This window comes from Aminobacter aminovorans (assembly GCF_900445235.1).
GTDB classification, from domain to species: Bacteria; Pseudomonadota; Alphaproteobacteria; order Rhizobiales; family Rhizobiaceae; genus Aminobacter; species Aminobacter aminovorans.
In genome coordinates this window covers 379,047-391,764 of sequence record NZ_UFSM01000001.1, presented here as the reverse complement: position 1 = coordinate 391,764, position 12,718 = coordinate 379,047, and the positions used below count along the sequence as shown (strand labels likewise).

At 64.7% G+C, this 12,718-nt stretch carries 12 protein-coding genes; 2 read left to right on the top strand and 10 right to left on the bottom strand.

All coding sequences use genetic code 11. The features are described 5' to 3' along the window. Positions 1-46 precede the first annotated feature (46 nt). From DY201_RS01960 to DY201_RS01935, 6 genes are read right to left on the bottom strand one after another with little or no spacing between them, the layout of a single operon-like run. Positions 47-475 (bottom strand): MarR family winged helix-turn-helix transcriptional regulator, encoded by a 429-nt coding sequence (locus DY201_RS01960; RefSeq protein WP_115729745.1) that lies wholly within the window; start codon positions 473-475, stop codon positions 47-49. Further along, complete coding sequence (locus DY201_RS01955; RefSeq protein WP_115729744.1) at positions 472-1,056, bottom strand: amino acid synthesis family protein; 585 nt, start codon at positions 1,054-1,056, stop codon at positions 472-474. Before DY201_RS01955 ends, DY201_RS01960 begins: the two co-directional genes overlap by 4 nt. Then, positions 1,049-1,930 (bottom strand): UPF0280 family protein, encoded by an 882-nt coding sequence (locus DY201_RS01950; protein ID WP_115729743.1) that lies wholly within the window; start codon positions 1,928-1,930, stop codon positions 1,049-1,051. Before DY201_RS01950 ends, DY201_RS01955 begins: the two co-directional genes overlap by 8 nt. Beyond that, positions 1,927-3,462, bottom strand: a complete 1,536-nt coding sequence (locus DY201_RS01945) for a 6-hydroxynicotinate reductase (RefSeq protein ID WP_115729742.1) — start codon at positions 3,460-3,462, stop codon at positions 1,927-1,929. The genes DY201_RS01950 and DY201_RS01945 overlap by 4 nt, the downstream gene beginning before the upstream one ends. Further along, entirely contained in the window at positions 3,459-6,215 is a 2,757-nt protein-coding gene (locus DY201_RS01940; protein ID WP_115729741.1) for a molybdopterin-dependent oxidoreductase, read from the bottom strand. Before DY201_RS01940 ends, DY201_RS01945 begins: the two co-directional genes overlap by 4 nt. Continuing rightward, positions 6,212-7,069: an FAD binding domain-containing protein gene (locus DY201_RS01935; RefSeq protein ID WP_115729740.1), complete on the bottom strand. Its 858-nt coding sequence runs from the start codon at positions 7,067-7,069 to the stop codon at positions 6,212-6,214. The genes DY201_RS01940 and DY201_RS01935 overlap by 4 nt, the downstream gene beginning before the upstream one ends. 210 nt (positions 7,070-7,279) lie before the next feature. Here DY201_RS01935 and pncA point away from each other — a divergent pair, with 210 nt between their 5' ends. Next, positions 7,280-7,879, top strand: a complete 600-nt coding sequence (gene pncA, locus DY201_RS01930) for a bifunctional nicotinamidase/pyrazinamidase (protein ID WP_115729739.1) — start codon at positions 7,280-7,282, stop codon at positions 7,877-7,879. 85 nt (positions 7,880-7,964) lie between these two features. Further along, a complete protein-coding gene (locus tag DY201_RS01925) occupies positions 7,965-9,392 on the top strand; it encodes a sodium:proton antiporter (RefSeq protein ID WP_115729738.1) in 1,428 nt (475 codons plus the stop codon). On the opposite strand, the gene DY201_RS01920 is transcribed toward DY201_RS01925, so the two are convergent. From DY201_RS01920 to DY201_RS01905, 4 genes are read right to left on the bottom strand one after another with little or no spacing between them, the layout of a single operon-like run. Continuing rightward, positions 9,389-10,096 (bottom strand): ABC transporter ATP-binding protein, encoded by a 708-nt coding sequence (locus DY201_RS01920; protein WP_115729737.1) that lies wholly within the window; start codon positions 10,094-10,096, stop codon positions 9,389-9,391. The genes DY201_RS01925 and DY201_RS01920 overlap by 4 nt on opposite strands. After that, positions 10,093-10,830 carry an ABC transporter ATP-binding protein gene (locus DY201_RS01915; protein WP_115733533.1) on the bottom strand — a complete coding sequence of 246 codons (738 nt, stop codon included), beginning with the start codon at positions 10,828-10,830 and terminating at the stop codon, positions 10,093-10,095. The genes DY201_RS01920 and DY201_RS01915 overlap by 4 nt, the downstream gene beginning before the upstream one ends. Beyond that, on the bottom strand, positions 10,827-11,792 hold the full coding sequence (locus DY201_RS01910) for a branched-chain amino acid ABC transporter permease (protein ID WP_115729736.1): 966 nt from the start codon (positions 11,790-11,792) through the stop codon (positions 10,827-10,829). The genes DY201_RS01915 and DY201_RS01910 overlap by 4 nt, the downstream gene beginning before the upstream one ends. Beyond that, a complete protein-coding gene (locus DY201_RS01905) occupies positions 11,789-12,670 on the bottom strand; it encodes a branched-chain amino acid ABC transporter permease (protein WP_115729735.1) in 882 nt (293 codons plus the stop codon). The genes DY201_RS01910 and DY201_RS01905 overlap by 4 nt, the downstream gene beginning before the upstream one ends. Between the last annotated feature and the right edge of the window lie 48 nt (positions 12,671-12,718).

The window sequence follows — 12,718 nt, the reverse complement described above, 5'->3', positions numbered from 1 at the left end:
CTCTTCCCTTACTCCCCTACTCCCTTACTTCCCTGCCCTGCGGCCCTCAGCTTATCTTCGTCAGCAGTTGCAGCAGCGTTTCGGCGTCTTTCGCCGACAGCGGCGACAACGTCTCCTCGGTGATCGTCCGCGCCCGCGGCAGGAGCTCGACGATGAGGCGATGGCCTTCGTCAGTCAGCTTTACCATCAGGCGCCTCTTGTCGACCTCGTGCTTGGCCAGTTGCACCAGTCCGCGTGCCGCTAGCCTGTCGATGACGCCCTTGACGGTTGCCGCATCCATGGCGATCAGGCCGCCAAGCTGGTTCTGAGAGGTTTCGCCGACGTCGCGCAGCTTGGCGAGTGCGGCGAACTGCGGTGGTGTCAGGTCCGCAATATGCGTGGCGAAGATCGCAACGTGACGCTGGTTTGCCTTGCGCAGGACAAAACCAATCTGCCCCTGGACCTGATAACCGCCTCCGGCGGGGTCCGGGCTCATCGCAAGCCATCCCAGGCCTTGATGTCGGAGGCCTTCAATCCACCCATGCGGTCGTGAATGCGCGGACCCGAGGTCATGACCAGTGCAAAGACGATCTCGTCCGGTCGCGGCCCGTCGGGCACTCCCACTTCCATGGCGTCGAAATGGCTGCGCACGTAGGCAGCGTTGACATGGCCGATCGGCACATCGAGCCGCGCGCCGAAAGCCCCCAGCTTCTTGGCCGAGGGCACGATTGCCTTGGCTTCGCCAAGCCGCTCGCGCATGGCGTAACCGCCGGGCACATGCCACAGCGCGCCGTGTTCCAGTTCGCCAGCCGAGCCGACAATGGCGCCTTTGCCATAACCGTCGATGGCTTTCGCATCGCCACCCAGTGCGGCGATCAGCCGGTCGGACAGCATCAGCCCGAGCGGTTTCAGATCCTCCATCGCGGTCTCAAGCTCTTCGACATAGCGGCCGGCGAACGGGTTCTTCACCACCGCAAGCGCTGCCGCTCGTCGTCGGGGGATATGCGCGGGTGGCCCTCCGTCGTGCAGGATTTCCTCGATCGTTACAGCGATCTTCCGGATCGGAAAGTCAGGCATGGACAGGTTCCCCCCTTGTCACACCGTCGGTTACGGCACGCTCATGCGTGCCGCTTATGCGGGTTCGGCCTCCTAGGTATAGAGCTGCAGTCTGGATCGACCCTTGCCGCCGCAAGTTTTCGGCCACGGAAAATCCGGCGTCGAGCGCGACCTCGATTTCGGCGACGGCGAGTGGTGCGACATCTATCGTAACCAGCCTGTCGCCAAGGTCGCTATCGGGGGCCAGGTCGCGCGCCGGCCGGCGGTGGATGGCTGCGTGGCCGGGCAGGTCGACAGCATTGGCGATCAGCGTTGCTGCCGCGTCGGCCGCAGCCCCGCTCGAGGCGAGCACCGTTACAGCATCGGCGATGCCGAGCGAAAAGCTGCGCCCGCGCCAACCGCTGGTGGCGATGCCGCGCACTGCGTCCTGCCAGTGGATCGTCAGCCTGTCGGCCAGACCATGGCCCGTGCCGGCGATCGCCACCGAGACCTCGTGGCCCTGTGCAATGTGCAGCGCGATATCGCCGCCATTGTTGACATAGGCGCGGTCTATCGCACGCCCTGCGACCATCGCCGCCATCATCTCGTCGGCGACCGAGCCGGCAACTGCGGCCATCGGTGTGATGAACTGCCCGGCTAGCGGTGCAACGGCGGCTTCCATCCGACGTGCTGTCGGGCCGTCGAAGTTGCGGGGGCGCAAGCATGCCGGCCGTCGCAGCTCGGCGAGTTCCTCGACCAGTTCGCCAAGGATGGTCTGGAAGCGCGCCGCCGCCTGGCCGTAGGCACAGCGCAGCTCTTCGGTCTCACCAAAAGCCTCGACAATCAGGTCGATGGGGCCATGGTTGAAGTGCAGGCGGTGTCGATCGGGCAGCCAGGAGATTTCGGGGCCATTCATGGTAACCCGCCCGGCGCCATCAGGCGCAATTGCGCCAGCGGAGGCCAGGGGTTATCCGTCCCGGCCTTTGCCGTCGCCCGTTCGTTGAAATACGCGCCGCCGCGCGCCAGCACGTCGTCGATGCTCCTGATCTCGCTTTCGTAGCCGCCCAGCGCAAGATAGTCGTCGCGCCGAAGCGTGAATTCGATCGGCGCTACCAGCGCAGGTGTAGGCACATAACCGAAGGCGTTTTCGGGCACCCTGACGACATCGACCATCAGCGTGATGCCGCCGCCCGGCCAGACATAGACAGGCGCGCCGCCGACAGTGACATAGGTTCTCAGGCCCTGCACCGAACGCGTCAGGTTGACCGGGTTTTCCGTCACCCCTGCGCGCAGGCTGCCGCCGGCCCCGCCGACGAAAAGCACGGTACACATTGCCGGCTCACAATTTTCCTCGATCAGCCCGACCGACTTGCGCAGGCGATCCGGGAACGGCTTCTTGACCGGCTTCAGCGCGTCGTCGAGTTCGTAGTAGGCGAATTGTTCGCCTGTCGTCGAAACCATCAGCAGTGAAAGGCCGGGCCGCGCGCCCTTGTTGGCATTCCATTCGCCGAGAATCTCAAGCGGGTCGGAGATGCTGGTTCCACCCCAGCCGAGGCCGGGCCCCGACACCTTGAAGTAACGTCCCGGCGTCGAACGGCTGCCGAGGATCCTGATGCCGGTATCCTCCCAGCCGAGGACCTTTCCGGCCTGGTGCTCGGAGACGACGCCAGTGATGTGGTCGTCGACGACCACGACCTCATCGACGAGCCCGCGCCATTGCGTGGCGAACATGCCGATGGTCGCCGAGCCGCAGCCGACACGCATGCGGTGTTCGACCGTGCCATCGATGACGGGCGGCTTGCCGGCTTCGACGACGATCGTAGCGCCGCCGTCAATGCTGAGCTCCACCGGCTTCTTGTTGCACAGGTCGAGCAAAGCTGCGCAGGTCACGCGGCCTTCACTCTTGGAGCCGCCGGTCAGGTGGTGGACACCGCCGAGCGACAGCATCTGCGAGCCATATTCGCCTGTCGTCACATGGCCGATGGCCTCGCCCTGGGCACGTACGGTTGCCGTCTCGTGACCGAGATGGCGGTCGGTGTCGATCTTCACTTTGACACCGCAATAGGAGAAGATGCCCTCGGTCACGACGGTGACGAGATCGACGCCTTCGACCTCCTGGCTGACGATGAACGGTGCCGGCTTGTAGTCGGGATAGGAGGTGCCGGCACCAATGGCGGTGACGAAGCGCCGGCCGGTGTTGACCAGTTCGCCATCCCACGCCTCGCCGCCGAAAGGCACCACGGCACTGCCGCTCTGCATTGCGAAGTCGAGCACGCGGACGGGGTCGGCGCGTACGATCCTGCCGCCGAAATTGCCATAGCGATCGCAGGCGCCGGTGCGCCCTTCGGCGATATAGCACATCACGGGACAGGCATCGCATCGCAGCCTTTCGCCCGCTTGCCTGTCACCGGCCGGGTGTGTCTCGAAACGCTCGGAAAGCTCGTTCATCGACGTGCCTCCTCGATTGCTGCCAGGATCCGTGACGGAGTCGCCGGTATCCTGGTCACCAAAACGCCGGTGGCGTGGCGGATGGCGTTGAGGATGGCGGGCGCAGTCGGGATCAGCACATGCTCGCCCAAACCCTTGGCACCAAAGGGTCCTTCCGGGTCCGGAACTTCCACCAGGATGGTTTCGATCGGCGGCACGTCGCCGATCGTCGGGATCAGGTAGTCATGCAGGTTCTCGGTGCGGCCGGGAATGTATTCTTCCATCAGCGCCATGCCGATGCCTTGGGCGATGCCGCCTTCGATCTGGCCTTCGGCAAGCAGCGGGTTGATCGCGCGGCCGACGTCATGCGCCGCGGTGATCTTGACCAGCTTCACCGTGCCGAGCGCCATATCGACCTCCAGCTCTGCGATCTGGGCGCCATAGCCATAGACGGCGTAAGGTTTGCCCTGGCCCTTGGCGTCAAGCGCCGTCGTCGGCGGATCGTAGCTTTCCTCGGCGGCGAAGACGAGGCCGTCCTTGTCCGGTTCGAGCAGCGTCAGGTCGATGCGCCGGCGCTCGCCACCTTCATGCACCAAAAGCAACCCGCCGGCGAGCAACTGCAGCGAGGCTTCGACCGAGACGTTGGCGTAGCGCAGAATGCTGTCGCGCAAGGCGCGAGCGGCCTTTTCCGCCGCCTTGCCCGAGACATAGGTCTGGCGCGACGCCGAGGTCTTGCCGGCGTCGGGAGTAACTGCGGTGTCGGCACCGCGAAGCACGAAATCGCCGAGCGGCAGGCCGAGTGCGTCGGCAGCGATCTGGGCGATGACGGTGTTCGATCCCTGGCCGATGTCGACCGCGCCCTGGTGAAGCACAACCTTGCCTTCGGGCGCGAGGCCCAGCTTGATTGTCGAGGGGTTGGGCAGCGAGGTGTTGCCGCAGCCATACCAGCAGGAGGCGATGCCGACACCGCGCTTGATCTTGCCATTGGCCGCGTTGAAGGCGTTCGCTTCGGCCAGCGCGCGCGCCCAGTGCGAACGCAGCGCCCGGAGGCACTCACCGATGCCGACACCGGTCTCAAGCCGCTGTCCGGTTACTGTTTCGGAGCCGTTTCGAAGCGCGTTTTTCAGGCGTATCTGCAGCCTGTCGATACCGAGCTTGTCGGCCAGCTCGTCGAGCAGCGTTTCCTGCATCAAGGTTGCCTGAGGCACGCCGAAGCCACGAAAGGCGCCCGACACCGGGCCATTGGTATGGATGGCGCTGGCGACGGCGCGATAGTTCGGCGTGGCATAGGGGCCAGAGGCGTGCACCGGCACACGGTTGGCGACGGTCGGTCCAAAACTGGCATAGGCGCCGGTATTGAACTCGCCATCAAATACCATGCCGCGCATGGTGCCATCGGCGTCGGCGCCGATCGTTGCCTGCATAGATGCCGGATGGCGCTTGGTGGTCGAGGCCATCGATTCCGTGCGGCTGTAGGCGAGTGCCGCCGGGCGCCCGGTCTTCAGCGCCACCAGCCCGATCAACGGCTGCAGCGAGACGTCGATCTTCGAGCCAAAGCCGCCGCCGGTCGCCGTCGGCAGGATGCGTATATTTTCTGCGGCGAGGCCAAGGACTCGGGCGGTGTCATCGCGGTCAAGGTGCGGTGCCTGGGTGCAGGCGGCGATCGTCAACATGTCGCCATCCATGAATGCATAGCCGGCTTCCGGTTCAATATAAGCGTGTTCCACATAAGAAGTCTGCATGGTGCCGGAGACCACACATGCGGCCTGCGCCAAGGCACTTTCCGGCTCGCCGCGCTCGACAAGACCGCGCACCAGCAGATTGTCGGGCCGGTTGGTATGAATCAGTGCAGCGCCTTCCGTCTGGGCGCCAGCTGGTTCCAGCGCTGCCGGCAACTCGTGCCAGTCGACGGGGAATGAAGCGATGTCCAGATCGCGCGCCGCCCAGCCCTCGCAGGCGACAAGCGCCACTGCCTCGCCGCGAAAACGCGTCTCGCTCTCGGCCAGTGCCGGTTGGTCGGCAAATGGCGGGATCACGCCGAAGCTGTTGATGCCAGGGATATCCTCAGCAGTGAACACCGCCACGACGCCTGTATTGGCGGTGACATAGGCGTCGAGGTCGCCGAACGAAAACGCCGCGCGGTGATGCGGCGAGCGGATGACAAGCACCGACAAAGCACCAGCGGGAAATGAATCGCCGCCGAATCTCTCGGCGCCTGTCACCTTCGGAATGCCGTCGAGCCTGATGGGCGAGGCGCCTACTGCCGAACCAGCCCGCGGCATGCGAAAATCGAAGGATGGTGGCAGCACAAAGCGCCATGCCTCCTTCACCGCCTCGACGATCTTGCGGTAGCCGGTGCAGCGGCACAGAACCCCGCCGAGCGCGTCCTGGACCTGTTGTTCGCTTGGACGCGGTACCCGTTCCAGCAGCGCGGTCGCGGTGACCAGCAGCCCGGGCGTACAGAAACCGCACTGCGCGGCCCCATATGCAAGGAACGACGCCTGCAGTGCCGAGAGGCTGCTCACCTCTAGCCCTTCCACGGTGCGGACCGCAGCGCCCTCGACCGATGCCATCGGCAGCAGGCAGGCGCAGACGGGATCGCCGTCGAGCAATACGGTACAGGCGCCGCAGTCGCCGGCGTCGCAGCCGACCTTGGTGCCGGTCAGACCGAGGTCATCGCGCAGCACTGACGACAGGCGCCGTAACGGTGCGGCGGATACCGACACGGAGGCGCCATTGACAGTGAAGCTGATCGGCGCCCGGTCGTTTTTCATGCCGCGGCCCGTTTCTGCGAGCCGCCGGCTGCCTGCAACAAAGCTCGCGCCACGATTTCTCGCGCCGCACTTCGCCTGTAACCGGCACTACCGCGCACGTCGTCGATCGGCGACAACTCGTCCAGCCCGGTGGCTTGAACGGCGTCTTCGATGGCTTCCGGACTTTGCCCGGCAAGTGCTGTTTCCAGGACGCGCAGCCGTTGTGCCACCGCCGAGCAGGACCCTACAGAAATCGCCGCGCTGCAAATTCTTCCATCGTCGTCGAGCACGATCCTTGCCGCTGCCATGGCGATCGAAATGACGAGATAGCGGCGCGCGCCCAGTTTGACGAAGGCCGAACGGCCGGCTGCGCTGGCCTTGGGGATCCGCAGCGCCGTCACCATCTCGTCGTCGCGCAGCTTCGTCCGCCGGTTGCCGACGATGAAGTCGCCAAGCCGCAGTATACGCAGCTCGTGGCGCGAACGCAGCTCAACCTCTGCGTCGAGGATCATCAGGGCGGGCACGCCATCCGCCGCCGGCGAGGCATTGCAGATGTTGCCGACTACCGAAGCGACGTTCTGGATCTGGATCGAGCCGACCTCGCGCGCCGCCTGCTTCAGCGCGTCGAAGGCCGGCGGCAACGGCGACTTTTCGACCTCGGTCCAGCTTGTGCGCGCCGCGATGATGAAATGGCTGTCGCTTTCGGCGATGCCGCGCAATTCGGCGATGCCGTTGATATCGATTACATCATGCTGCAGGGGGCGGTTTCCGAGGGCTGGATAGAAATCCGTTGCGCCCGCCAGCACTCGCCACGAACCCTCGCTGAGCAGCGCCAGCGCTTCGTCGAGTGACTTGGGTTTCGCGTAACGGGTCACGCAATGCCTCCGGGCGGTCGCCGGACATCTTCATTCGTACACAAGTGATAACCTGCCGCGATCTTTTGTCAAAGCCTGGCTTTACTTCGCCGGATCACTTCCCGGTGGGATCGCGCTTGGCCAAGTTGACGGTTGACGCAAGGCGCCATCTGGTCGAATTTCGGCGGCCTGCTGCCAAGGCGGCACCGATTGGATCAAAATGGAGCCCGTATGGCCACGGATGCGCTTATTGTCGTCGACCTTCAAAACGACTTTTGCCCCGGCGGTGCGCTTGCCGTGAACGGCGGTGACGAGATCATCCCGCTGGTTAACGACCTCATCCGCAATAGCGAGCACGTGCTTTTGACCCAGGATTGGCACCCGGCCGGCCATTCGAGCTTCGCCTCAAGCCATCCCGGCAAGCAGCCTTTCGAAAGTGTCCGCATGTCCTATGGCTCCCAGACGCTGTGGCCGGATCATTGCATCCAGGGCAGCCGCGGCGCCGACTTCCATTCCGGGCTCGCCTGGTCGAAGGCCGAGCTGGTCATCCGCAAGGGCTTTCGCCCGCACATCGATAGCTATTCGGCGTTCTTCGAAAACGATCGTTTCACGCCCACCGGGCTCGCCGGTTACCTGCGCGAGCGTGACGTCGCTTCGATTACGCTCGTCGGCCTCGCCACCGATTTCTGCGTCGCCTATTCGGCGCTAGACGCGGTCAAGCACGGTTTTGCCACCACGGTGCGCCTCGATGCCTGCCGGGCGATCGATCTGGGCGGTTCCCTCGACACGATGATCGGCAAGATGCGCGACGCTGGCGTCAAGCTGCTCTGATTTGCTGACTTCGGCAGCATCAGACGCTGCGGTCACTAAATTCGAACACAATGCCCGGCGCAAACGCCGGCTCCGAGGGGACGGCATGAAGGGTTCGCGTCTTGCGGCAGCGTCTCTGGCGCTGGCCGGCCTGCTGGTGAGTGCAAGCACGGCGCTGGCCGCCGAGCAGGGATTGCCCGGGGCGACGATGTCGCTCGTATGGGCACTGCCCTTTGCGGGCTTGCTGCTCTCCATCGCAACCGGGCCGCTGCTCTATCCGCATCTCTGGGAGCACCACTACGGCAAGATCACAGCCGGATGGGCAGCGCTGGTCGTGGTGCCGATGGCGCTGTCGTTCGGCTTCGACGTCTCAATCGAGGCCGTGCTGCACACGCTGCTGCTCGAATACATGTCCTTCATCATTCTTTTGTTTGCCCTTTTCACCATCTCGGGCGGCATCCTGGTGGCAGGCAACATCCAGGGCACGCCGCTCATCAATGTCGGCCTTCTGGTCATCGGCGCGTTGCTGGCCTCCGTCGTCGGCACCACCGGCGCGTCGATGATCATGATCCGGCCGGTGATCCGCGCCAATGACAACCGGCCGTTCAATGCCCATGTCATCGTCTTTTTCATCTTCCTGGTGTCCAACATCGGCGGTTCGCTGACGCCGCTGGGCGACCCGCCGCTGTTCGTGGGCTTCCTGCGCGGCGTCGACTTCTTCTGGACGACTGTCCATCTCTGGCGCGAGGCGCTGCTGGTCGGAGGCATCGTGCTCGCGGCTTTCCTCGCCATCGACTGGCATTTCCACAGGCGCGAGGCTGGGCAGCCCAAGATCAAGGATCCGACGCCACACTCCAAGGTGCGTATCCGCGGCCTTGCCAACATAGCCCTGCTTGCCGGTGTCATCGCCGCGATCCTGATGTCGGCGTCGTGGCAGCCCGGTGTCGGGGTCTCCGTCTACGGCGTCCGTGTCGAGCTGCAGAACCTCGTCCGAGACACCATCATCCTGGCGCTGACCTTCGTGTCCCTGGTCGTCACCCGCAGGGAATACCGTGCCGCCAACGGCTTCTCCTGGGGACCGATAACAGAGGTGGCAAAGCTGTTTGCCGGCATCTTCATCTGTATCGTGCCTGTGATTGCCATCCTGCGCGCCGGGCTCGACGGCGCGTTCGCACCACTGGTGTCGCTGGTCACCGGGTCGGGCGGCGAGCCCAACAACCTTGCCTATTTCTGGCTGACGGGCGCGCTGTCGTCGTTTCTCGACAACGCGCCGACCTATCTTGTCTTTTTCGAGCTTGCCGGCGGTGACCCGCGGGTGCTGATGACGACCTTTGCCACGACATTGGTGGCGATCTCGGCCGGCGCCGTGTTCATGGGCGCCAATACCTATATCGGCAATGCGCCGAACTTCATGGTCTACGCCATCGCCCGGGAGAGCGGAGTCAGGATGCCAGGCTTCTTCGGCTACATGCTGTGGTCCGGCGCCGTGCTGATCCCGACCTTCGCGATCGCGGGTCTGGTCTTTTTTGGCTAACCCACGCCGACATAACGTCTGACCATTTCAGGATCCTCGCGCAGCCGCGCGACCTCGACGGTCTCGCGGTTGCGGCCGTTTTCGATGAAGGCGATTCGGTCGGCGACCGGCAGCACGGCGTCGACGCGCTGTTCGACGAGGATGGTCGAGACGCCGCGCTCGCGCAGCCCGGCCACCGTCTCGCGGATCTTGGCGATCATCGACGGCATCAGGCCTTCGGTCGGCTCGTCGAGCAGCAGAACCTCGGGTTCGACGCACAGCGCGCGCGCCATGGCCAGCATCTGTTGCTCGCCGCCCGACAAGGTGCCGGAGCGCTGCTTCAGCCGGTCCCGCAACAGCGGGAACAGGTCGAGCACGCTGTCGCGCACCGCGTTGCCCTTTTTCCGGGTCATCAGGCCGATCTCGATGTTCTCGGCGACGGTCAGTTCGGCAAACAGCCGGCGGCCCTGCGGCACATAGGCTACGCCGGCCCTGGGTACCTCGTGCGGCGGCAGGCCGGTGAGCTCCTGCGCACCCAGCCTGATCGAGCCGGCGCGGGCCGGGACCAGCCCCATGATCGCCTTCAACGTTGTGGTCTTGCCTGCGCCGTTACGGCCGAGCAGGCACAGCACTTCGCCCTTGCGCAGTTCGAGGTCGAGGCCATGCAGCACCTGCACTTCGCCATAGAAGCAGTCGATGCCTGATATCGTCAGCGCCGCATTCATGCTCCGGCCTCCTGAGCGGTGCCGAGATAGGCTTGCTGCACGGCGGCGTTGGCGCGAATCTCGGCCGGCTTGCCTTCGGCGAGGATTTTGCCGGCATTGAACACGCTGATGCGCCGGGCCAACTCCATGACAACAGGCATGTTGTGCTCGATCAGCAGGATGGTGGCGTCACGGGCGATCTCGCGCACCAGGGTGATGAAGCCTTCGATCTCGCCGTCCGACAGGCCCTGCGTCGGCTCGTCGAGAATGAGCAGGCGCGGCTTGAGCGCCAGGCCCATCGCTACCTCGAGCAGCCGCTGGTGGCCATAGGCCAGAGCGCCGGCCTGCTCATGCGCGCGGTCGGCGAGCCCGACGCGCTCCAGTGCTTCCATCGCGCCTTGCCGCACGGCGCCACGCGAACGCCCATCGGTCAGCGTGCGTTGTACCGGCAGGGCAACGTTGTCGTAGGCGCTGAGATTGGCGAAGACACTGGTGATCTGGAACGTGTAGGCGATGCCGCGACGGACCCGGAGATGCGCCGGCATGGCGGTGATATCCTCACCGTCGAAGACGATGCTGCCTGAGGTCGGTGCGTAGCGGCCACAGACGAGGCTGACGAAAGTAGTCTTGCCTGCGCCGTTGGGGCCGATCACCGCCCTGATCTCGCCCGGCTCGAGCGAGAAGTCGACATTGTCGACGGCGCGCAGTCCACCGAAATGGCGCGACAGACCTCTGGTGCTCAGAAGCGCCGTCACGGCAGCCACCCGAGCCAGCGTTCCCGCAGCGTGCCGAGAACGCCCTTGCGGAACCAGAGCACAAGCAGGATCAGCATTGCGCCGACAACCAGCATGTAGGCCGAGGTGTAGCTGCTGGTGATGTCGATCACGTAGTACATGAACAGCGTGCCGAGCAGCGGCCCGAGCGTGGTCGCGGCGCCGCCGAGCAGCACCCAGAGCAGCGGCAGGATCGAATATTGCACCGAGGCGAAGGTCGAGCCGACATAGCCGAACAACAGTGCGTAGGCGGCCCCGGCCGCAGCGCATATGACGCCCGAGGTGACGACTGCCGCCAGCTTGTTGGCGAAGGTGTCGTAGCCAAGCATCCGCGTCCGCTCCTCGTTTTCGCGGATCGCGACGAGCACGCGGCCATGGCGCGAGCGGACGATGGCGAGCGTGGCGAACAGGGTCGCGGCAAACAGCGCCACCGCCATCAGATAGCGCGTCGCCGGGTTGGTCAGGTCGAGTGTTTCGCTGCCGAGCGCTATCCGCCGCGTGTGCTGCTGCAGCACCAGCCCTTCGTCGCCGCGGGTCCATTCGCCGAAATAGAGCGTGGTGAGATAGAACACCTGGGCGAACATCATCGTCACGATCATGAAGGCGACGCCCGAGGTGCGCAGGGCCAGAAGGCCGATGACCAGCGATACGGTGAAACCCGCGCCGATGCCTCCGGCAAAGGCCGGCACGACGCCCCAGCCGAGATGATAGAGCGGCAGGCCGGCACCATAGAGCCCTACTGAAAAGAACATGGCATGGCCGAGGCTGAGCAGCCCGACATAGCCGAACAGCAAGTTGTAGCCCATGGCAAAGACGGCGAGCACCAGCACCCGCGCCAGCACGCCATGATGATACTCGGGCAGCGCGAAATTCAGCGCGACGAGCACGGCTACGACGGCCCCATGCAGCGCGTAGACCTTTGTTGTCGTGCCGTCGCCGCTCATTTCGTTGCTGTCCCGAACAGGCCCTGCGGCCGGAACACCAGCACCATGGCAACGACGAGTGTGGCGATGATCTTGGCCAGCGTCGGCGAGAAGAACACCGAAATGATGCCGTCGGAGACGCCGATCAGCAGGGCGGCGATGACGGTGCCGCGCAGCGAGCCGAGCCCGCCGATGATGACGACGATGAACGACAGCAGCAGCGGGTCGAGCCCCATGAGGTAATGCGCTTGCTGGATCGGCACGATCAGCACCGCGGCGATGGCCGCCAGCATGGCGCCAAGTGCGAACACTGCGCCATAGACGCGCCCGACCGGGATACCGAAGGCAAGTGCTGTCTCGCGGTCATATTGGGTTGCCCGCATGATCAGCCCGATGCGAGTGCGTGTCAGCACGAACCAGGTGGTGAGCAGGAGTAGTGCGGAGGCCGCTATGATCGACAGCTTGTAGCCGGAATAGCCGAACCATGGCAGCTGGATGCGGTAGTTGAACGGCGGCGTCACCGGTCGCGCCTCGGGGCCGTAGAAGGTCAGAGCCAGCTGCTGGATGATATAGAGCAGGCCGATGGTGGCAACGATCGTGGCTTCGGGATTGTATTCGAGCCGGCGCAGCACAAGCCGCTCAGATATCCAGGCGATGAAACCTACGATCAGCGGCGACAGCACCAGGGCTGCGGCGAAGCCGAGAGCTGGGTGTCCGCTAACGGCTGTGGTGATCGCCCAGGCGAGCACGGCGCCAAGCATGAAGAACTCGCCATGCGCGACATTGACGATGCGCATCACGCCGAACACCAGCGACAGGCCCAGCGCCGTCAGCGCCAGTACTGCCGAGGTGACCAGCCCTTCGAGCGTGGCAAGCAGGAGATGCGGGAAGAAGGCCACTAGCCAACCCACCTGGATTGCGCTTTGTCGCACTCCCCTCTGGCCTGC